Here is a 23,757-nt window from a genome sequence, read left to right as displayed (position 1 = left end):
TTTATTATGAAGTATAGTAGACTTACAAAAGAACAATTTGAAGAATTACACCAAGAATTCATCAACTTTTTAGCAACTCAATCTATAACAGCAGATGAGTGGACAAATTTAAAAGCCAATAAGCCGGATTTGGCTGAAATGGAATTAGATGTATTTAGCGATTTAATTTGGGAAGGTGCTTTAAATAAAGCAGAATATCTTGAGCATTTTGCACCACAACACATGTACTTGTTTCATTTGAAAGAAGATAAAATGCATGCTATTGTAGTTAACCTAAAAAATGATGTAGATATTACAACCCAAGAAGGCTATGATTGGTTGCGTGAAAATTTAATGGACGATAATGTCGAGTTTTTACAAGCCGATAAGGCATACTCCGATGATAAGAATGTAGATAAGTTTAAAATGATTGAACAAGGCGCTTCTATTACTAAAGGCGAATTGTATAAGTATTTTTATAAGCTTATAAATTAAATTCTGTCTTTCCTGTACAGGCAGGAATCCATTCCAATTAAAACTATTATTTTTGTTACTCCTGCGAAGGCAGCAATACACTTAGAAAAGTAAATTTTAATAATCATTAAATGAGATACCTGTTTTCACAGGTAGTTGAATATGGCTCAAAAACCAAGCATCCCAAAAGGAACCCGAGATTTTAATCCAGAACAAGTAGCAAAACGAAATTATATTTTTAACACCATTCGTGGTGCTTTTGAAACTTTCGGATTTCAACCTATTGAAACACCAAGTTTTGAAAACTCAGAGACCTTAATGGGTAAATATGGCGATGAAGGCGATAGACTGATTTTTAAGATTTTAAATTCTGGTGATTATTTAGCCAAAGCTAATGAGCAAGCTTATACCGAAAAGGATGCGTTAAAATTAACGTCTTCAATTTCAGAAAAAGCATTACGCTACGATCTTACTGTGCCTTTTGCACGTTACGTTGTGCAACACCAAAACGACATAGAATTTCCGTTTAAGCGTTATCAAATACAACCTGTTTGGAGAGCAGATAGACCTCAAAAAGGTCGTTTTAGAGAGTTTTTTCAATGTGATGCCGATGTGGTTGGAAGTAAGTCGTTATGGCAAGAGGTAGAGTTTATTCAATTATATGACACGGTTTTTTCAGCTTTAAAACTTGAAGGTGTTACCATTAAAATTAATAATAGAAAAATATTATCTGGTATTGCCGAAGTTATTGGGGCAAGTGATAAACTTATTGATTTTACGGTTGCTTTAGATAAGTTGGATAAAATAGGCGAGGAGAAGGTAAAAGAAGAAATGCGTGCTAAAGGTATTTCAGATGAAGGCATATCGAAATTACAACCTTTATTTACGTTATCTGGTTCTTTTGAATCTCAAATTGAAAGTTTAAAAGGTATTTTAAATACCTCTGAAGAAGGCAATAAGGGTATTGAAGAATTAGCCTTTATAAATACAGCAATTACGGAGTTAGGTTTAACAACGGCGGCATTACAACTAGATGTAACTCTTGCACGTGGTTTAAATTATTACACAGGTGCAATTTTTGAAGTTTCTGCTCCGGCTCAAGTAAAAATGGGTTCTATTGGTGGCGGTGGTCGCTACGACGATTTAACAGGTATCTTCGGAATGAAAGATGTAAGCGGTGTAGGTATAAGTTTTGGTTTAGATCGTATTTATTTAGTGCTTGAAGAATTAGGATTATTTCCGGAAACTGTAAATAAAAACGTTGATGTTTTATTTATAAACTTTGGAGACAAAGAAGCCTTGTTTAGTTTAAAAGCGATTAAACAATTGCGTTCTCAAGGTGTTAATGTCGAACTTTATCCAGATGCTGCTAAAATGAAGAAACAAATGAATCATGCTAATAAGCGTGCCATTCCTTTTGTGGTATTGGTAGGCGATCAGGAAATAGAATCGAATACCTATACTTTAAAAAATATGATTTCTGGGGAGCAAGATAAGGTGTCGTTAGAAGCTTTAATAGCTCAAACTAAAAAGTAAAAAGTCCTGAATAGAAATTCAGTACTTTAAATAAGTTAAGTTTCAGATTTATAAATACTAACTTGAAATTATGAATATAAACTCAACTTATTATTTTATGAAAACCTTTTTTGATACACTTCCGTATTCAGAATCTATCTTTAAAATATAATTACCCGGTGTTATTTGCTGCGTATTATATTCAAGATGATTTTGTGTGGTGTTAGTATGATATTTAAAAAGGGTTTGTCCTAAAATGTTTAACATTTCAATATTTTCAATTTGTTTAGATTTAGGATTGTTTATTACAATGTTTGCCTTTTCGTTTGAATAGTAAACTTCAATTTGATCCATGCTATTTTCTACAATATCCAATGTATGAGCTTTTTCAAAAGTAAGTTCAAACCTATTTAAATACTCTCCAGCTTCAAGGTATGCTTCATATTTACCTTGGCTTAAATCATGATAAAGATCTAATGCTTTATCATGTAAGTATAAGTCGAAATCTGCAGGAGTATTTTTTATTTCATCTATCTGTATGCTATTATAGCCGTCGGTTTTAGTATGTATTCCTAATTGAATAGAGGATTGTTTTGTAAATGCGTTAACACCTTGTATGGTATATTTTTGATTGTCAATTAACCAATACATATCATCTGCTTGAGTGTCTATGTATTTTGAGTCGTAGCCCCAATCGTATCCCGTACTAGCGTTTTCATCAACAGTAACTAAAAGTTGTCTTTGTAGGCCGCCTACCGAGTTAAAACCAATTCTTAATTTAGTTCTAGGATCTTCGTTATTCTCAGTTATATTTTTTGTTGATGTGTTTTTTCGTGCTAGAACGCTTTTAGAATAATAAGCACGCTGACTATTATTAAATTTAATATGTCCATTAGTTTCTGCTGTGGCATAAAAACCTTGTCCAACAGGAATATACCTGCTAGGAAGTTCTATTTGTGTACCGCCAGTTGAAAAGACACCTTGATCTTCCGATTTTCCTGCTGCTGGTACTGCTCCAGAAAGTGAGTATGTAGCATAACCACCTTGGTATTCACTAGCAATATGAGAACCGCCACCCCAATGTTTCCAGAAATAAAGTGTGCCATCTGTTGCGCCTTCACCATCAATAACCGATTTGTTATCTTGAATAAATTTAACAGCATCAATAGCCGAAGGGTAGGGGTTGCCTATTAAATAATCGTTACCCGCATAAACAGGTAAACTAATTTCTCCATTATTCGGTTTTCCCTGTAATACATAATCTTGTACCTCTGTTATAGTTCCCGTTCCAGGACCTTTCATTGTAAAGCCTTCGCCAGGAGAAATATTACCTGTGCTTCGCACTTGCTGCCATGTGGAATATTTATCGCTTAGGCTGTTATTATATTTCCAAATCCAGTAATCTGCCACCGACAATGGAGAGATAATACCATTATATCCTGTACTTATGAAAGTGATATCTTTAAATATATCTTTTACAGTATATGGATTGTTTATGGAGCTATTGTTTGGTTTTCCAATTGGAGATGACCAATAATTATAAGTATACGTATCAGCAGTACCTTGAATGTTTTTTTCCAATATACCAGAGCTAGTTGGGTTTAATGTACTTGTTGATGTTTGGATAAGTTGCGAGTTGTCTTCTAAATCTAAAACGCCATCGAGAGCTAAATACCAGGTGTTAATTAGGGCAGAATTATTACTGATTTTTAATGTTTTATTATTGTCAATTATTAAACCTGTTGTTTCAACATTGGTGTCAATTTCCAAATCGCCTTTTATTTTAATAATGGCATGGCTTGGTATTTTAGTGTTTATATCTAAATGCGTTCCATTTTCCCAATTCTCTGGGTTTTTCCAATTTCCTTGGCTGTTTATGGTCGTTACATAGGGTAGAGGAGCTGTGAAATCTTGTCTGGTTTGGTCGAGCTGTATATTGTTAATTTTACCAGCTCTACTATTACTAGATAAATCTATAACATTTCCATTTTCTGTATTGGCCATATTATAATAAAGGAGTAAATCCCTCCATAATAAACCTTCAATATCTTTCGGGATTATAGAGCCTCTAATCTTACCGTTATTGTTTTCAATTTCTTGATTTATCTGTTGGTGTAGTTGGTTGTCATTTAAAGCTATATTGAAAACTTTCGATTCATAAATAGAGCCTTCAAAATAGTCGTTTTGAGTTTCAGAATTTCTACCTATTTCAAAATCATAAGCATTCCATTCTGTACTGTTATTTAGTGTGTTATTTAATAAATCATCATTGCTGTAAGTCCAAATGGCGTCACCATTTAGGTATAGTTTTGCGCTTCCTGAATTGCTATCATATTTTAAAGCCACATGGTACCATAAGTTCTCTTGTAAAAAGTACTCCGATAAATCTGGTGATGCAATTGGATTGCCCTCATTTGCCTTAATGTGCGCACGTAATTTTTTGTTTGAATCGATAGACATATTAAAATAAGGTTGCCCAATAATATGTCCACCATTAGATTTTTTATCTAATTTGATCCACGACATCATAGTAACTTCTTTTTTCCCATTAAGAAAAGGAGCGGTACTAATGTAATCGTCTTTACCATCAAAATCTATAATTTGTGGCATACAGAAATTAAAATTCCCTAATCCTGTTGCGTGCGGTAAGTTATGGTCGCAAGTATCGCAATCTTCCCATAAAAAAGTTACACTTTTAATGTAGTTTGAATTGGCGTAGTTAACACCTATTATAGCATTATCTCCAGATATTTTATTTGAAATAGCATTAACAATTCCGGTATTGTTATCTGAAGTATAAGAAGGAGTATTGGAATGAGTGAACTCTGGGTAAATGGTGTTGCCTTTTACGTCTTTACCTGTAAATACATATTTATCGCCATTAGAGTTCCATTTGTTTATATGATGAACATCGAAAGAAAACGCATAAACAGGTTGACTAAATGTTATTGTACATGTAATCCCTGGGCCCGAAAACCCATTGGATAATAAATCGATTCCTTTATATAAATAACTAGATTGTGATCCTACTTTAGGGGTATTTCCATACCAAAAACCTAAAGTGTTAGTTTCGCCCGCAAAAGTAACTGTAATGTCTGTACCCGAATTATTGACATTGGTGTAGGTGTTTGATAGTTTTCCTGGTGGCCAGAAATTATCGTTAGCCATGTTTGTAGACCAATTTAAATTAAAATTTTGTGCACATGTAGGGGCTGTGTGTACTTGAGCATATGTTTTTTTGTTGCTAACAAGGAGGGATAACACTAAAGATATAATTATAGCAAAATGCTTCATAGTTAAGTGTTTGTTTTGGCCTAGTAATTAAAAATGTAATTACTGCGCCGATTTAGAATTAATTAATTTTTTCACTAAAAATTGGGGAACACGTTGCAGTGTTTTTAATAGCCCTAAAAACTTTTTAGGGCTATTTTAAGGTTTAATCCACCAATATTTTTTTCGAGATTTTGTTTTTATCAGTGGTTAAATTGATAATGTATACTCCAGAATGAATTTGCTTAACTGGAAATTCAAGATAGTTTTCATTAAGTTTATCATTTTCTGCATTTAGTTTGAAAACAGATTGACTTAATATATTGTGCATTTCTACTGATTTGATGTTCAGTAATTTAGGATTGTTAATTATTAAGCTTTCTTTATTGTTAGAAAAATATACTTGTAAGTCTATTTCTTCATTATTTTCAACGCTTAAAGACTCTTGGTTAGAGAAGGTAAGTTCAAAACGATCTTTATATTCTCCTGGAGTTAATAATATTGTAAACGCACTCTCTTGTAAATTGTGATACGTGTTTAATTCTATATCATGAACGTATATGTTTTTGCTAGAGTCAATATTTTCTAAATTATCAATACTTACCGTAGCTAAACCTTCTTTTGTTATTTTAATGCTAAACGGAATGTTTTGAGTTTCATCAAAGTTATTTACCGCTTGTATTAGTAATTTCGAATCTCCTAGACTCCAATACATATCCTCAAGATTATCTTCAATAAGTACAGCGTCGTACCCTAAATCAAATCCGTTAGTCGTACTTTGGTCTACACCCGTTAACAACTGACGGTGATATCCACTTGGAGAGTCGAACATTAATCTTATTTTTTCTCTTGTGTCCACCGAACTGTTAGTATTGCTTTTAGCTTTTTTAGTGCCTTTAAAGAATACTGAGCCTGAATTACTTCCGGATACGGTTTCCTTTTGGAAAATTCGTTGTCCATTTTTAAAGTTAATATCACCATCTTCAATAGGTTGTGTTAAGCCTGTTAAACCACCATCGTCTGATGAAACAAAGAACCCTTGCCCAACAGCAATATATCTTTCTGGAAGTTTAGAACCAGAAGCATAAGTAGCATTAATCCTTGAATCTGTAGATATGGCAACAGTACCTCCCATAAGAGTGTAAACTGCATATCCACCTTGATAACTTGATAAATTATGACTGTTTACTGCAAAATGATCCCAGAAATATAAAGCGCCATTAATAACATTTTTATTATTGTTACCACCATCAGCAGTATGAATATTGTCTTTTATAAATTGGTCGGCATCTATAGCAGACGGGTATGGGTTACCTAATAAGTATGCATTTCCTGCAGTAATAGCTGTATTGAAGTCTCCATTGTTTGGCTGACCTTTAAAAATATAATTTTGATCTGGCGTAGCTGTTCCTGGGCCTTTCATAGTGAACCCTTGACCTATAGCTAACGATCCTGTACTTCTTACATGTTGCCATTCAGAATATGAGTTACTTGGTCTGTTTGTGTATTTCCAGATCCAATAGTCTGCAACTTGAACAGGAGAACTTGTACCATCATATCCAGAAGTTGAAAATCCTACGTTGTCTATAATATCTGCAACGGTGTAATTTGCATTACTAGTAGTAGATACTGGCGAGCACCAATAGTTATATAAATAAGTGCTAGAATATCCTTGTTGGTCCCGCTCTAATGATCCTGTACTTGAAGAATCAAAGTCACTTTGATTTGTTTGCACTAATTGTGATTCTCCTTCTAAATCTATTGTGCCATCAAGTTTTAAATAATGTGTAACTGTTAGTCCTATACCATCATTAGATGCAGTACTACCATTAACTTGTAATTTACCGCTATTAATAATTAAACCTTGTACTACACAATCTCTACTTCTTACATCTGCAGGTGTAGTGCTTGTGCCTAAATATACATCATGATTTATTTCAATGATATTCCAATCAATAGGTGTGGCGCCATCAATAATAGACAGTGAGTTTGGTAATGTTTGCACAGTATTGTTTAACCAAGTAGCGTCTGCATCCCATAAACCAGTACCTTGAGTTTGATATGGTAGGGGAGCAGTTTGATAATCTACAGTATCTAGATTTCTTAATGCCCCTTGGTTATCATTACCAGACATATCATCTGTATTTGTGTAGGTATAAACAGACATAGGATAATATCCTGCTAAATTTGTCCAAGGTATAGTGCTTATTTCATTTTTTGTAATTGTTGTAGGTATAACATCACCATATTCTAAAGCTAGACTTACATCGTTAGTTAGCTCTTGGTTCATGACATAGCGTAATTGATCAACACTAAGTGCTGTATCCCAAACTCTCACTTCATCAATATTACCTGCAAAATAGGCTGTTGTATTTGGATCATATCCATCTGCGGCAGCAATTAGGAATTTTTGTGATGTAGCAATAGGGGTTGCTAATGAAGTTCCGGTCGTATCAGGAACGCCATCTATGTATAAAGTTGCAGTTCCACTATTGTAAATTACAGCTACCTGATGCCATTCGTTTTCAGGTATCGCTACAGACGAAGTAATAGTTTCAGAACCTCCGTTCCAAGTCATTTCTGCATTTCCAGAACCATTAATCCTTAAATCGTAACCTTCAGAAAAAGCTGCATTTCTTTTTGAAACTATAGATGCGTTAACCGTTCCTGCGTCTCTTTTTATCCATGCCGATACAGTAAACGCACTCGTATTTAAATTGATTTTGTTATCTACATCAATATAGTCATTTGCACCATCAAAATAAACAGAACGTTCAACAATTATTTGTGGGGCATATCCAAATGTGATGTATTTAGTACCATTAAAATCATAATCTGTTTCTATATTTCCATTTGCGTCGGCAGTCATTACTCTATAATCTGCAGTTGGGTCAAAAACATTTGTATCCGAGATAAACATATAGAAATGTCCAGGAGGTGTTATGTTTCTTATTGCATTTAAAGGTATTTTTATCTTACAAGTAGGAATGTCTCCGCCATTTTCAATTACTTTCCAAACACGTTGCATGGCTGTAAATGAAACAGGAGTTGATAATCCTGAAATTCCAGCACTCATATCTACTGCTACAGAAGACGAAGCAAGGTTAATGTCTGCACCGTTATTACCCCACACTAAATATTCTCTATCATTTAAAGTAGTAGGGTTCGATGATATATTTTCGTTATTTGTGTCATAAACATCAGAAAGACCAATGGTTAAAAACCCATTTGTTAAAGTAGGTCCATAGGCATCCGTTCCATCTGATTCTATATTTTGACTCTTAGATTGTTTTTGGTTTAATTCTGAGGCATCGTCTCTTCCAATTCCGGCAATATCAAAATTGTGTCCATTATTTACACTAGCATCCCATATTACTGTACCTTGAGAATCAACATAATCTGTATCACATTCATAGTCAAAAGCTTCTTTAGAAGTTCCAAATTCTTTCAATGTCACGCCATATTTAATGGCTAAGTAACTTTGAATTTTCTTTTGATCTGGGGTCGAGTTAGGGCTAGAATAACTTGCTAACTCTGTAATTTTTCCATCTAAATAAGAACTTAATGCATGACCATTAAGTGAGAACTGGCCAGCACCTAAAACATATCTTAAATTGTCTAACTCAGCATGAAGTAAATCGACTCCGGTTCCAGTTAATCCTGTTTTTCCGGCATGATTATCAACTTTTTTACCGTTGTAATATATTTCGCTAATAGCAGGAGATACCGTTAAATTAGATTTTACATTAAGTATCATTACATCTGTACCAATGTTATTCGTTGCTGCTGGAGCATAAGCTCTACCATATGAGTCAACACCTGGAATAGCGCTTCCTGAAGTATCATTGTTATATGAGCTTATTATATGTGAAATTAAATTATCGCCATTAAATCTTGAAGAAATTTTTCCAAAACCTAATCCGGTTCCATCTACACTAAAGCCTGTTTTTGTAAACTTTCCAGAAAGTGGTGTTTGTGTATTAGATGTGCTTTTGTCAAAAGTGTCGTTAGTTTTTACAACTATCCAATAATCTTGGGTCCAATAACCACCTTTGCCTTTCATAATATTACCGTTATTTTTATCAAAATCAATAACGGGGTTATAGTTAATGTTGTCTGTGGTATTGTCTTTAAAAATGGGACTTGTAGAGCCAAAAGCTTCAGCGTTATTATCATAAGCTTGATCGCTCCAACTTGTAATTGCAGTATTATCTGCAGTGGTACTTGTACCAACATCTGATTTTAACCAAAGTTTTAAGTTGTTACTTGCGTTTCCTGGACCAAAAGCAGGATCTGCTGGCGGTGTAATATAATCGCCTTTAACAAATATATTGTCGATAGCTACTCCATCATCAGTACTGCTTCCATCACTAGCAAAAAGTACTCTAAACCATACTCTCGGTTGATTATTTAAGGCAGTAACAGATACCGAGGCTTCTAAGAATTTAGAATTACTATTAGAACTTTCATCATTTAAGCCAGACCAACCATGTTCATTATTTCCTATGCCGTCAACATCGTCATCATTATACCAGTTAATATCTGTTCCCTTATCTCCTAACCTTGTCCAACCAAAAATTCCTAATGGGTCAGTAGTATATTGTACTTGAACACCATCATCAGTATCATCAGTGGTATCATGTTTAATATCCATATAAAAGGTAACATTCGTAAAACCAGTAGTGGAAATAGCCGTTGGGCTAGTTAAATAGGTATAATAATTATTCCCGTAATTATTGTAGCTATTTACTCTCCAGTAGTTTCCTTCAGAAACAAGTGTAGGTGAGGTTTCATAGACCCAAGAGCCTGCTCTAAAAAGCGCAGTGCTAGAAGTCCAACCTCCGTCATTTTCGTCGAAGTTTTCGTAATATATTGTATGGCTTTGTTGATCGCCTATTTCTCCTGTTCCCTGTATATTAAAGTTGTATGGGTTTTCATCGCTATCATTATTGGCAATAGTAATATTTGCACTTCGAACACCAATTCCTGTTGGGCGGAACCTTATTTTAAAGGTTGTAAATGAGTTGCCGGCTATGGGTGTTGTTGGATTCGCAGTAATTGTAAAATCTGTCGCATGAGTTCCGCCAATAGTTACATAAGGTGATGCTCCTGTTAAATTTATAGGGGCGGGGCCAGTATTTTTTATTGTAAAAGTTTGTGTATTTGAACTTCCTGTATTTATTGTTCCAAAATCTGTGGCATCCAATAAAGAAGGGGTGGTGTCTCCATCGCTAATACTCGTTCCATTACCTTCAATATCTATTTCAGGTAAGCCCATAATTCCTGTGCCTTGAACTACAAATGTATATGGGTTTTCGTCGCTATCATTATTATCAATAGAGATTGTAGCTTGGGCATTTGTTATAATTGCGGTTGGGGCAAAGCGAACAACAAAAGTAAGATCGCTTCCTCCATTAGTAATTACGCTAGAGCTAGGTTGTGTTAAAATACTAAATGCTGAACTACCACTAATATCAACAATTGGTATTCCTCCTGTTAAATTCAATGTAGAAGTACCAATATTTTGGATGGTAAAAGTGCGGTCTATTGTTGTAGCAATTGTGGTTGTCCCAAATTCAGTATCATCTGTTGTAGTTGGAGTGGTGTCTCCATCTATTATGTTAGATCCATTACCTGTTATGTTTATTTCTGGTGCAGGTGTGTTTGAAGACCCTTGAACTACGAAAGTATATGGATTTTCATCACTGTCATTATTATCTATTGAAATTGTAGCTTGTGCATTAGTTACTGTAACGGTAGGAGCAAAGCGTACAACAAAAGTAAGATCTGTTCCGCCATTAGCAATACTATTAGCACCAGGTTGCGTGAAGATTGAAAAAGCTGCATTTCCGCTAATGTCAACTAGAGGAATTCCTCCTGTTAAATTTAAAGTAGCCGTACCAGTATTTTGTATAGTAAATGTACGGTCTCGTGTAGTTAAATTGCCAATTAATCCAAATTCGGTATCATCAGCAACTACAGGTGTTGTATCTCCATCTAAAATATCAGTAGCATTTCCTTGAATGTTAATTTCGGGAGTAGGGGTAAATGAAGACCCTTGTACTACAAAGGTATATGGGTTTTCATCACTGTCGTCATTATCAATAGATATAGTTGCTTGTGCATTTGTAACATTGGTAGTAGGAGCAAATCGAACTACAAAAGTAAGATCACTACCTCCAGATGGGATAGAATTTGAAGTTGGCTGCGTTAAAATAGAAAAAGCTGCATTGCCACTAATAGCAACTAAAGGAGATCCTCCAGTTAAAATTAAAGTGTTGGCTCCAGTGTTTTGTATGGTAAATGTATAATCTAAAGTTGTACCATTAGCTATAGATCCAAATTCAGTATTGTCGGCTAAAACTGGTGTTATATCTCCATCAGTAATATCAACACTATTTCCCGTAATATTTATTTCTGGTGTTGAAGAACATGCTGCGCCACCATTTGCAACCGCAAAATATTGTGTACTTGGTCCGGCTCCAATACCACTTGCGTTATATGAAAGTACACTTATTCCACCCGAAGTTATGCTAATTGTACCATTAGAATTCCATCCGTCTCCCCATGAATCGGTGAGTACTGCATAATATCCTGTATTTCCTGATGTATTAGGGTTGTCTAGTAAACATCCTAAATTAAAATTGTCTGAGTAGGTACCAGATCCGCCGGATGTTATCGTTGTAATTAATGTTCCGTTTGGCTCATATATTTCAGCAGTGTTTTCCCAAGCATACTGGGGCCAATTAACAGATACTATTACCTCTGAATATGTTGGGATAAAACCAGTACCTTCAATATTAAAAGTATATGGGTTTTCGTCGCTATCATTATTAGCAATTGAAACAGTTGCTGTTCTTAATCCTGTTGCGCTTGGGTTAAAGGTTATTGCAAAATTAGTGCTCCCGCCTGATGCAATTGTATTATTAGGAATAGTAGTTAAGGTGAAATCTGATGCATGTGTACCAGTTATGGTTACATATGGTGAAGCACCAGTTAAGTTTAATGGTAATGTTCCTTGGCTTTCAATTGTAAAAATATTAGTATTCGTTCCAGCAGAAATATCTACAGTTCCAAAATCTGTATCATCTGCTGTACTAGGTGTAGTGTCGTTATTTGAAATATCAGTACCATTTCCTTGTATGTTAATTTCTGGTCCAATAGGTAGGTTTCCAGTTATTACGATATCATCTATGAATGTTTCATCGTTAGTCCAACTAGAATCACTCCTAAACCTAAATCTTGAATTTGCAGTAAATGATGTAGCCCCAGCATTAGAAACTGGTATTGTAATGTTATATATGGTGTTGTTTCCGTAAGTGCCACCTGTTCTATATTCTCCTAGTTGAGTATAGGTCCCACCGGAGTTATTTGAATATTCAACAAAAAAACCATCTGTGGTTTCGCAATTTCTAAATCTAAAATTAAATGAAATGCTAGCACTGATATATGAAGTTAAATCAATGTTATTCGTATATGTTGTCGCTCTTGGTGTTCCAGATGCAATTAATCTGGCAGAATCATTACCATTTACTCGAGAATTATTATCTCTACTACATCTATCTCCTCCGTCTTGCCAATAAGTAAATGGGAAGTTTCCTGTTTCAAAATTCTCAGAATCGATGGTGACTTGCGAAAATGCAAATGAGGTAAATAATATACCTATTAAAAGTATAAAACAACTATTTAAAAAAGTAGTTTTTTTCATGAGAGGTTAAATTTTTAGCTTGGGACTAATTAATATGCCCCAAAAGTATATTATAACTCTATGAAATACAAATTTAATCGATGAAATGCATTATATAATTTTAATGTGTTGATTTTTAGCTATTTAAAAAATACATAATTTTTGTTTAGAATTTTTGTTAATTAAGAATCCTTTCTTTTTCGACTAATTATTTGATTAGTACATAAAAAAAAGGCTGAATTTTATTTAAAATTCAGCCTTTTCATTTTAATGTAATATGATTTTAATTCTTTATCATTCTTTTATAAGTTGTTGCACCTGATTTGATATTTATAATTTTAAATATGTAAGGCGCTTGATTTAGCTTACTCAAGCCCGTAACTTTTACTTGACTATTTTTAGAAGAAAATTTTCTGTCGAATACTAGTCTTCCATTTAAATCGAATACTTTAATGTTAAAGTCGCTGTTATTTACGCTTGTAGGTAATTGAATATTCACATTATCCTTGAATGGGTTAGGAGTTACAACAATCAGATTGATGTCTAGAATATTGGTATCCAGTGTTGTTTGGTCTGAACCATCACAATCTTGATCAATACCATCGTTGGTAATTTCTGGAGCTCCAGGATAAATGGTGTTGTCTGTGTCATCGCAGTCAGTGCTGTTTGTAACATATCCCGTTGGAGTAGAACAATCAAGTACAGAAATGCTTGGGTCACCAAAACCATCATTATCGTTATCTCTATAATATAATGTTCCAGTACCGTTATCTGTTACTTCCCAAGAACAAGTTGTGTCATTAAAAGTAGCTGTTTCATAACATTCAGTAGTAGGTTCCGCAGGTTGCGTACCTGTTACTTCCCACGCACAAGTTGTATCGTTAAAGCTTCTCGTTTCCCAACATTCTAATTCGGTAGTAGGTTCTGTAGGTTGTGTACCTGTTACTTCCCACGCACAAGTTGTATCGTTAAAGCTTCTGGTTTCCCAACATTCTAATTCAGTAGTAGGTTCCGCAGGTTGCGTACCTGTTACTTCCCACGCACAAGTTGTATCGTTAAAGCTTCTCGTTTCCCAACATTCTAATTCGGTAGTAGGTTCTGTAGGTTGTGTACCTGTTACTTCCCACGCACAAGTTGTATCGTTAAAGCTTCTGGTTTCCCAACATTCTAATTCAGTAGTAGGTTCCGCAGGTTGTGTACCTGTTACTTCCCACGCACAAGTTGTATCGTTAAAGCTTCTAGTTTCCCAGCATTCTAATTCAGTAGTAGGTTCTGTAGGTTGTGTACCTGTTACTTCCCACGCACAAGTTGTATCGTTAAAGCTTCTAGTTTCCCAACATTCTAATTCAGTAGTAGGTTCCGCAGGTTGTGTACCTGTTACTTCCCACGCACAAGTTGTATCGTTAAAGCTTCTGGTTTCCCAACATTCTAATTCAGTAGTAGGTTCTGTAGGTTGTGTACCTGTTACTTCCCACGCACAAGTTGTATCGTTAAAGCTTCTGGTTTCCCAACATTCTAATTCAGTAGTAGGTTCTGTAGGTTGTGTACCTGTTACTTCCCACGCACAAGTTGTATCGTTAAAGCTTCTAGTTTCCCAACATTCTAATTCAGTAGTAGGTTCTGTAGGTTGTGTACCTGTTACTTCCCACGCACAAGTTGTATCGTTAAAGCTTCTGGTTTCCCAACATTCTAATTCAGTAGTAGGTTCTGTAGGTTGTGTACCTGTTACTTCCCACGCACAAGTTGTATCGTTAAAGCTTCTGGTTTCCCAGCATTCTAATTCAGTAGTAGGTTCTGTAGGTTGCGTACCTGTTACTTCCCACGCACAAGTTGTATCGTTAAAGCTTCTAGTTTCCCAGCATTCTAATTCAGTAGTAGGTTCTGTAGGTTGTGTACCTGTTACTTCCCACGCACAAGTTGTATCGTTAAAGCTTCTGGTTTCCCAACATTCTAATTCAGTAGTAGGTTCTGTAGGTTGTGTACCTGTTACTTCCCACGCACAAGTTGTATCGTTAAAGCTTCTGGTTTCCCAGCATTCTAATTCAGTAGTAGGTTCTGTAGGTTGCGTACCTGTTACTTCCCACGCACAAGTTGTATCGTTAAAGCTTCTAGTTTCCCAACATTCTAATTCAGTAGTAGGTTCTGTAGGTTGTGTACCTGTTACTTCCCACGCACAAGTTGTATCGTTAAAGCTTCTAGTTTCCCAACATTCTAATTCAGTAGTAGGTTCTGTAGGTTGTGTACCTGTTACTTCCCACGCACAAGTTGTATCGTTAAAGCTTCTGGTTTCCCAACATTCTAATTCAGTAGTAGGTTCTGTAGGTTGTGTACCTGTTACTTCCCACGCACAAGTTGTATCGTTAAAGCTTCTGGTTTCCCAACATTCTAATTCAGTAGTAGGTTCTGTAGGTTGTGTACCTGTTACTTCCCACGCACAAGTTGTATCGTTAAAGCTTCTAGTTTCCCAACATTCTAATTCAGTAGTAGGTTCTGTAGGTTGTGTACCTGTTACTTCCCACGCACAAGTTGTATCGTTAAAGCTTCTGGTTTCCCAACATTCTAATTCAGTAGTAGGTTCCGCAGGTTGTGTACCTGTTACTTCCCACGCACAAGTTGTATCGTTAAAGCTTCTGGTTTCCCAGCATTCTAATTCGGTAGTAGGTTCTGTAGGTTGTGTACCTGTTACTTCCCACGCACAAGTTGTATCGTTAAAGCTTCTAGTTTCCCAACATTCTAATTCAGTAGTAGGTTCTGTAGGTTGTGTACCTGTTACTTCCCACGCACAAGTTGTATCGTTAAAGCTTCTGGTTTCCCAACATTCTAATTCAGTAGTAGGTTCTGTAGGTTGTGTACCTGTTACTTCCCACGCACAAGTTGTATCGTTAAAGCTTCTGGTTTCCCAGCATTCTAATTCGGTAGTAGGTTCTGTAGGTTGTGTACCTGTTACTTCCCACGCACAAGTTGTATCGTTAAAGCTTCTAGTTTCCCAACATTCTAATTCAGTAGTAGGTTCTGTAGGTTGTGTACCTGTTACTTCCCACGCACAAGTTGTATCGTTAAAGCTTCTGGTTTCCCAACATTCTAATTCAGTAGTAGGTTCTGTAGGTTGTGTACCTGTTACTTCCCACGCACAAGTTGTATCGTTAAAGCTTCTGGTTTCCCAACATTCTAATTCAGTAGTAGGTTCCGCAGGTTGTGTACCTGTTACTTCCCACGCACAAGTTGTATCGTTAAAGCTTCTAGTTTCCCAACATTCTAATTCAGTAGTAGGTTCTGTAGGTTGCGTACCTGTTACTTCCCACGCACAAGTTGTATCGTTAAAGCTTCTGGTTTCCCAGCATTCTAATTCAGTAGTAGGTTCTGTAGGTTGTGTACCTGTTACTTCCCACGCACAAGTTGTATCGTTAAAGCTTCTGGTTTCCCAACATTCTAATTCAGTAGTAGGTTCCGCAGGTTGTGTACCTGTTACTTCCCACGCACAAGTTGTATCGTTAAAGCTTCTAGTTTCCCAGCATTCTAATTCAGTAGTAGGTTCTGTAGGTTGTGTACCTGTTACTTCCCACGCACAAGTTGTATCGTTAAAGCTTCTGGTTTCCCAACATTCTAATTCAGTAGTAGGTTCTGTAGGTTGTGTACCTTGGTTTTCCCAAACACAGGTAGTATAATTATATGTGTAATTATCCCAGCAGTTAGTTTGGGTAGGAGCATCTTGCTGAATTACTGTAACAACAGCAACACAAGTGTCGATATTACCAGAATCACTAGGGTCTGTTGCAGTTAAGGTTACATTATTTGTGCCAATATTTGCACATGTAAAACTAGAAATATCAATAGATAAATCTCCAACGCTAGTTCCATCATCAAGATTTGCTGCGGTTATAGTTACATTACCTGTAGCATCTAATGTAGCATCAATATTTTGACATGAGGCTATAGGGTCATTTGACTTAATATTGATTGTGTAATCCTCAACTTCGCCATAATTAAATGATTCACAAGGGTCATTGGCAAATTCACCTGTTATGCCATAATATTTTTGAATAATTCGCATTCTAGTAGTGCCAGCTAATGCATTATTAGGAATTGTAATATTGCCAGTAATAGGACTTGTAATAGATGAAGGGTTGCTTAAAACTTGTTCTCCAGAATCTGCAAAATCACCATCCTGATTAAAATCTATCCAAACAGATGTAGCTAATTCATATTGAGTTCCTGTATAATGTATAGAAATCGATATTGTTTCAGTACTACCTGTTGGAATTAAATTATGACTTAAGGATGTAAAATTAGAATAGCCTGAAGTATTACCAGTAGAATTATTATCTATAGATCCAAATGATACATTATCTATGTAGAAATATGTACCATCGTCACCGTTTGCAGAACAATATGAAACTGCTGTTGAAAACTGTGTTGAAGCTGAATAGTTAGAATTGTTTACACATTTGCTACGCACTTGAACGTCATAGTTTGTTGAATTATTTAGTCCTGTTAAGTTATGAGTTGTTGTTGATATGTTCAATACATCTATCCAAGTACCAGAAGTTGATTCTTTGTATCTAAGATCGTACGTTGCTGATGGGGTATTGTCCCAAGTTATTGTTGCGCTAGTACCTGTTATGCTTGAAGCTGAAACATTCGTAGGAACATCTGTTACACAAGGTATCTCAATACTAATTACTTTGAAATCATCAAAACTAAATCCATCAAAAGTAGTTGGATAACCATCGGCTCTATTATTACTGTCTGAATCAAAAACAAAACGAAAACGAGCATTTGTTGCACCTAATAAAAAACTATTTTCTGTGGCATCTATTGCTATTTCTTCCATGACCCATTTATCCATAGTATCGGCATCATAAACTAAACCAGCAGAGGCTTGATTATTTTTGTCGTTAGTACTTTTACCTGTATTTGTGTTAGAGCTGTAGGTGGAAGTATATCTATTAGTCGCTTCGCTAGCACCGGGTTTAGTGTATTTACCACAAAGCGGAATCCATGTAGAACCATCTGTAGAACCTTGAATTTGAGCGAAATCAAAATTTCGTTCTAAATCCCATTTTGCAAAAAATTGAATTACTGATGCTGTTGAACTAGATAAATCTATTGTAGAATTAAGTGTTAACCTTCTATTAGATTGATCATTTGTATAAGAACCAGATGGGGCATAAGAAATAGCTTTTGTACCCGAATAGGCATCTGTTGTTGTTCCCCAAGTGCCTCCAGAAGCTGTCCAATTGGTTAAGTTATCTGTATCAGGGTTATCTTGGAATAATACATTAGGGTTAAAAGTTTTTATAATGTTAGCTCTATACATGACATAGCCATCATCATTGGTAACAGTAATTTCAAATTCAATTTTTTCATTATCTACTATGGATGTTTTTAAAGCATAGGGTACCGAAATAGTTCTTTGCTCTAGTTTGTTCCAACTACTTTGAACAGAAGTATAAGGGGCGTCATTACTTAAATCGAAAGTAGAAGAAGTAAATCTGATATTATTGTTAGGGGTAATTGGAGCTATACTTAATGTTATATCTCCTAATGTTTGTCCTAAATATTCTAACCCAAATTCTAAGTTACCTGCAGTAGCTGTAATATCGCTAGAATTTAAATCATGAAACTGAGCAAACTTTCCGCTATGGTATGCATTTACAAAATTCATTCTTACGGCTCTTTGAGCTATATCCACAATTTGTGTTGCACTAGGCCAAAATGTACCTTCACTGCCGTCATGAGCTCCGTTTTCAGGAGCTAAGGCTAAAATACCTTGTCCAGAACCGTTAGACCCGTTTAAATCAGTCGCTCCACCAAGCATCCAATCACTCATGTCGCCGTTTGCAATTGTTAATATATCTGGAGCTTCACCGTAAATATATCTGTTAAATCTAGTCATGTCATGACAAAACTTATGATATTCAGCTTCCCTTCCTGATGATGGTGCACCTGGGTAACCGTTGTATGAGTGAGGTATTAAATTTGATTGAGCATGATGATTCATGGCGGTTTTAAATTCTCTAGTTGCCGAAAAGTTTCTAACAATTTGAGTTTCTGGCTCAGAAAAAGCAGAAGGGCCTCTGTAAGTACCACTACTTTGTGTTCCAGAAGAGCCAACACCACCATTGGCATAAATGCTATGGCTTCCCCAAAAATAATCGTAATTTCTGTTTAAATCAACACCTCTTACGTTATTGTTACCTGTGTTATAAGGTCCTAAGTTTTTACGTTGATAACCACCACCAGATGGTGCAATTTGCTCATTCCACATTAATCCATCTGGATTAGCTACAGGAATAAAATACATTTCATGATTATCCACCAAATTTTTAATCCCCGTATCAGTGTTATAATTTTCTAATATATACCACATGTAGTAAATCAAGTTCATCATAGAACTTACTTCTCTAGAGTGTGTCATGCCAGAGTATAAGGATTCTGGCTCGTTAGGTTCATCTGTATCTGGATTGTCAGATATTCTTACATAATATATAGGTTGACCGGCCCATGTATCATAAGCGCCGTTATTAGTGTAAGAATTACCGTGGGTTACGGTCCCAGGAGAAGCATCTGTTTTTACGGATATTAAATTAGGATATAACGCCCGCATCTGGTCTAGTTCTGCTAACATTTCACTATATGTTAAACATCCCATCATACTTCCTAAATTGAAGTTGGTTGGTACGTCCCAATCTACTTCTGTACAGCCTTCATATTGAATAAAGTTATTTATGCTTTTACTTTTAGTACTTAAGGATTTATTAGCTAATTTTTTAGCTTTTTTTGCTTCTAATTCAGCTTTAGCTATAGGAAGTTCTATTTCGTTTTTCTTTTTATAATATTCAATTAAATCTTCTACCATAATAGTATATGGTATATTTTGTTGATTTAAAGCGTCTAATTCTCCTTCTCCTAGTTCTAAAATTAAACTATTGTCTTTAAAAATTGCGCCACAGGCTAAATCAATACCAGCAACTTTAACTTTTAAGAGTTGGTCTTTAGTTGGGTTGTTTATTTTAATTCTCTTTGCGCTAATATTTTGAGAGAATGTAAGTTGCACCATTAACAATAGAATAGCACTTAGTAGAGTAATTTTTTTCATCAGATTTAGGGGATTGAATGAATTTATGAGGCGAATATAGAATAATAATTGAAATAACATCTATGAAATACCAAAAAAATCGATGAAATACACTTTTTGATTCATTTTACGCCGGAAATAGTACTCTACTGGCATGAATAATTAAAAACGAATTAATGATTTACAATCACATTATCAAACAGATAAAATTGCTGAATTTTGATTTAATAATTGCTGTATTTTGTGTTTAAATAAGTATAGAGCAAAATAAGTACCATGTTAAGTCAAGATTTAGGAAGACTATGGTGTTTTTTTGTATTACTATTGTACCATATTGTAATTACCATAACCGTATTATGAAATCAGATCAAAAAATATTAAAAATTCACGAGAAGGATAATGTTCTCGTTGCATTGGCAGATTTAAAAAAAGGAACAGAAGTTGTTTACGACTCAAAAACTTATGTTTTACAAAACGATATTCCTGCTAAGCACAAATTTGTAACCGAAACTTTAGCAAAAGGAGATTTGGTTTACATGTATGGTGTACTAGTAGGTAAAGCTAAAAAAGATATCGCTAAGGGTGATATGATTAGCACGACCAATCTAGTGCATGATACCGAAAGTTATGGTGTGAACGATACTAAAGAAAAAGAAGTTTGGCTCGCTCCAAATATTTCAAAATTTGTTAATAAAACATTTAATGGATACCATAGAGTAGATGGCAAAGTAGGTACAGAAAACAACTGGTTAATTATACCATTAGTTTTTTGTCAGAATAGAAATGTTGAGGTTTTAAAGCAAGCTTTAGTTGAAAAATTAGGTTACGGAAAAAAACAACATTTAGGATTAGATGTTGATGCTTTAATTAGCGATTATAAATTAGGAGTTTCAGCGGAAGCAATTTTAGAAAAGGATATTTTAAAAGAAGGTGAAGATGCTTCTAAAAACATGTTATTTCCTAATGTAGATGGTGTAAAGTTTTTAACCCACGATGGTGGTTGTGGTGGTGCAACTTCAGATGCTGTTACCTTGTGTAATTTATTGGCTGGTTATATTAATAATCCTAATGTAGCAGGAGCAACAGTATTAAGTTTAGGTTGCCAACATGCGCAGGCAAGTATACTTCAAGATGCCTTATCAAAAATGGCATCAGCTAACACAAAACCTGTTTATGTATTAGAGCAACAACAAAGTATTTCAGAAAAAGAATTATTAGCAGATGCCGTTAAGCACACCTTTGTAGGGTTAATGGAAGCAAATAAGATTGAAAGAAAACCAGCAAGTCTATCTAAACTAGTTATAGGTTTAGAGTGTGGCGGATCTGATGGGTTTTCAGGTATTTCGGCTAATCCAACTTTAGGTTATGTGTCCGATTTAATTGTGGGTCTTGGTGGTGCAACGGTACTGTCAGAATTTCCAGAATTAAATGGTGTAGAGCAGGAATTAATTAACCGTTGTACAGATTCAGAAAAAGCAAAAAAGTTTTCTCATATCATGTCAACTTACAACTCTAAGGCAGAAGCTTTAGGTGCAGCATTCTCAATGAATCCTTCACCAGGAAATATAAAAGATGGTTTAATTACCGATGCTATTAAATCTGCAGGAGCAGCTAAAAAAGGAGGCACATCGCCAGTAGAAGATGTTTTAGATTATACCGAGCAAGTTGTACAACCTGGTTTAAACTTATTATGTACACCAGGAAACGATGTGGAATCTACAACAGGATTAGCGGGCTCAGGGTGTAATGTTATTTTATTCACAACAGGATTAGGTACTCCAACCGGAAACCCAATTACACCCGTGGTAAAAGTATCTACCAATACTAAATTATTCAATAAAATGAATGATATTATTGATTTTAATACAGGTACTATTATAGAAGGAGAAAAAACTATTGAACAAGCCGGCGAAGAGTTATTGGATTTTGTAATAGAGGTTGCTAGCGGAAAGCAAACCAAAGCAAGACAACTAAAACAAGACGATTTTATTCCCTGGAAACGCGGCATGTCTTTATAACATATAAACTACAAAACTATTTAAATAACCATGACAAAATTTAGTTTAAAAAACAAAGTAGCCATAGTAACTGGAGGCGGAAGCGGTATAGGTAAAGCCATATCGTTAACCTTTGCAAAACAAGGTGCAGAAGTACATATTTTAGATTTTAATCTAGAAGCAGCACAAGACACTGTTAATGAAATTGAAGCTTTAGGCGAAAAAGCAGCAGCTCATAAATGTGATGTCGCTAATCAATCTAATGTTGAAAATATTGTAAAGTCAATATCAGATAAAGGTACTATCGATATTTTAATTAATAACGCAGGTATTGCTCATGTTGGTAATATTGAAGCTTGTGAAGAAGCAGATTTAGATCGTTTATACAACGTAAACATAAAAGGTGTTTATAATTGTATAAAGGCATGTTTACCAGCTTTAAAGAAAACCGGGAATGGTGTTATTTTAAACCTAGCATCAATAGCATCAACAGTTGGAATTAACGATCGTTTTGCATATTCCATGACTAAAGGAGCGGTTTTAACCATTACATATTCTATCGCTAAAGATTTTATTAAAGACGGTATTCGTTGTAACTGTATTGCTCCAGGTCGTGTACATACGCCTTTTGTGGATAATTTTATAAAAAATAATTACCCTGGTAAAGAGGAAGAAATGTTTGATAAATTATCGAAAACACAACCAATTGGACGTATGGGTAAACCTCAAGAAATGGCAGATTTAGTACTGTTTTTATGTTCGGATGAAGCTGGGTTTATTACAGGTTCAAACTACGCTATTGATGGTGGATTTGTAACATTAAACGGAAATTAAAAAACAAAATAAATTTAAAGACATAATAAGATGAAATTAATAAGATTTGGAGCAGTAGGAAGTGAGCAACCAGGTGTACAATTAGAAGATGGAACAATCATCGATGTATCGGCTTTTGGAACAGATTATAATGAAGAGTTTTTTGGAAACGAAGGTATTGAAAAGCTTGAAGCTTGGCTGAAAGACAATCAAAAATCTTGTCCAATAGTTGGAGATGATGTGCGTTTAGGAGTGCCTTTAACAAGACCATCTAAAATTGTTTGTGTTGGTTTAAATTATGCGCAACATGCAGCCGAAGCTGGTATGGAAATACCAAAAGAACCTGTTTTGTTTTTTAAAGCAACCTCTTCGTTAGTAGGTCCAAATGATGATGTTATTATCCCTAAAGGTGGCGATAAAACAGATTGGGAAGTAGAATTATCTATTGTTATTGGTAAAAAAGCATCTTATGTAAGTAAAGCAGATGCTTACGATCATATTGCAGGTTATGTGTTACATAACGATGTTAGCGAGCGTGCTTTTCAATTAGAGCGTTCAGGACAATGGTGTAAAGGAAAAGGATGCGATACATTTGCACCTGTAGGTCCTTTTATAGCTACTAAAGATGAAATTAAAGATCCTAATAATTTAAACCTATGGTTAAAGTTAAATGGTGAAGTGATGCAAAACAGCTCAACATCAGACTTTATTTTTAATGTTGAATATGTAGTAAGTCATATTAGCCAATTCATGACTTTATTACCAGGAGATATCATCTCTACAGGTACGCCATTTGGTGTTGGTCTAGGATTAACGCCTCCAGTATACTTAAAAGAAGGAGATGTTATGGAGTTAGGTATTGAAGGTTTAGGGGTGTCTAGACAAGTTTGTAAAGCATATACAAAATAGTTTTTTTATAAAAATTTAGAAACATGAGTCATCAA

8 protein-coding genes are annotated in these 23,757 nt (G+C 35.1%); 5 read left to right on the top strand and 3 right to left on the bottom strand.

Going from position 1 to position 23,757, the window contains the following annotated elements:
- Positions 1-6 precede the first annotated feature (6 nt).
- Positions 7-474, top strand: a complete 468-nt coding sequence (locus tag AAFN75_RS00620; RefSeq protein ID WP_144117829.1) for a DUF6495 family protein — start codon at positions 7-9, stop codon at positions 472-474.
- Positions 475-615: 141 nt separating this feature from the next.
- A complete protein-coding gene (hisS, locus tag AAFN75_RS00615; protein WP_411807784.1) occupies positions 616-1,989 on the top strand; it encodes a histidine--tRNA ligase in 1,374 nt (457 codons plus the stop codon).
- Positions 1,990-2,079: 90 nt separating this feature from the next.
- On the opposite strand, the gene AAFN75_RS00610 is transcribed toward hisS, so the two are convergent.
- From AAFN75_RS00610 to AAFN75_RS00600, 3 genes are all read right to left on the bottom strand, one after another.
- Entirely contained in the window at positions 2,080-5,136 is a 3,057-nt protein-coding gene (locus tag AAFN75_RS00610) for a LamG-like jellyroll fold domain-containing protein (protein ID WP_411807783.1), read from the bottom strand.
- A 268-nt stretch (positions 5,137-5,404) separates the two neighbouring features.
- Positions 5,405-12,946 (bottom strand): choice-of-anchor D domain-containing protein, encoded by a 7,542-nt coding sequence (locus AAFN75_RS00605; RefSeq protein WP_411807782.1) that lies wholly within the window; start codon positions 12,944-12,946, stop codon positions 5,405-5,407.
- Positions 12,947-13,208: 262 nt separating this feature from the next.
- Positions 13,209-20,024: a M14 family zinc carboxypeptidase gene (locus tag AAFN75_RS00600; protein ID WP_411807781.1), complete on the bottom strand. Its 6,816-nt coding sequence runs from the start codon at positions 20,022-20,024 to the stop codon at positions 13,209-13,211.
- 335 nt (positions 20,025-20,359) lie between these two features.
- Here AAFN75_RS00600 and AAFN75_RS00595 point away from each other — a divergent pair, with 335 nt between their 5' ends.
- The 3 genes from AAFN75_RS00595 to AAFN75_RS00585 are packed head-to-tail and all read left to right on the top strand — an operon-like array spanning position 20,360 to position 23,722.
- Positions 20,360-22,021 (top strand): UxaA family hydrolase, encoded by a 1,662-nt coding sequence (locus AAFN75_RS00595; protein WP_411807780.1) that lies wholly within the window; start codon positions 20,360-20,362, stop codon positions 22,019-22,021.
- Between the two features lie 30 nt (positions 22,022-22,051).
- Positions 22,052-22,834, top strand: coding sequence for an SDR family NAD(P)-dependent oxidoreductase (locus tag AAFN75_RS00590; RefSeq protein WP_411807779.1), 783 nt, complete (start codon positions 22,052-22,054; stop codon positions 22,832-22,834).
- Positions 22,835-22,864: 30 nt separating this feature from the next.
- Entirely contained in the window at positions 22,865-23,722 is an 858-nt protein-coding gene (locus AAFN75_RS00585; RefSeq protein WP_411807778.1) for a fumarylacetoacetate hydrolase family protein, read from the top strand.
- The last annotated feature ends 35 nt before the right edge of the window (positions 23,723-23,757 follow it).

The sequence above is a fragment of the Algibacter sp. AS12 genome, assembly GCF_046736315.1.
Lineage (GTDB): Bacteria > Bacteroidota > Bacteroidia > Flavobacteriales > Flavobacteriaceae > Algibacter_B > Algibacter_B amylolyticus.
This window is presented reverse-complemented; position numbering and strand designations above follow the sequence as displayed.

What these genes read in the sequence shown, in the direction of transcription:
- AAFN75_RS00620 (WP_144117829.1), top strand. Translation starts at nt 7, where the DNA reads ATGAAGTATAGTAGACTTACAAAAGAACAATTTGAAGAATTACACCAA.
- hisS (WP_411807784.1), top strand. Translation starts at nt 616, where the DNA reads ATGGCTCAAAAACCAAGCATCCCAAAAGGAACCCGAGATTTTAATCCA.
- AAFN75_RS00610 (WP_411807783.1), bottom strand. Translation starts at nt 5,136, where the DNA reads ATGGCTAACGATAATTTCTGGCCACCAGGAAAACTATCAAACACCTAC.
- AAFN75_RS00605 (WP_411807782.1), bottom strand. Translation starts at nt 12,946, where the DNA reads ATGAAAAAAACTACTTTTTTAAATAGTTGTTTTATACTTTTAATAGGT.
- AAFN75_RS00600 (WP_411807781.1), bottom strand. Translation starts at nt 20,024, where the DNA reads ATGAAAAAAATTACTCTACTAAGTGCTATTCTATTGTTAATGGTGCAA.
- AAFN75_RS00595 (WP_411807780.1), top strand. Translation starts at nt 20,360, where the DNA reads ATGAAATCAGATCAAAAAATATTAAAAATTCACGAGAAGGATAATGTT.
- AAFN75_RS00590 (WP_411807779.1), top strand. Translation starts at nt 22,052, where the DNA reads ATGACAAAATTTAGTTTAAAAAACAAAGTAGCCATAGTAACTGGAGGC.
- AAFN75_RS00585 (WP_411807778.1), top strand. Translation starts at nt 22,865, where the DNA reads ATGAAATTAATAAGATTTGGAGCAGTAGGAAGTGAGCAACCAGGTGTA.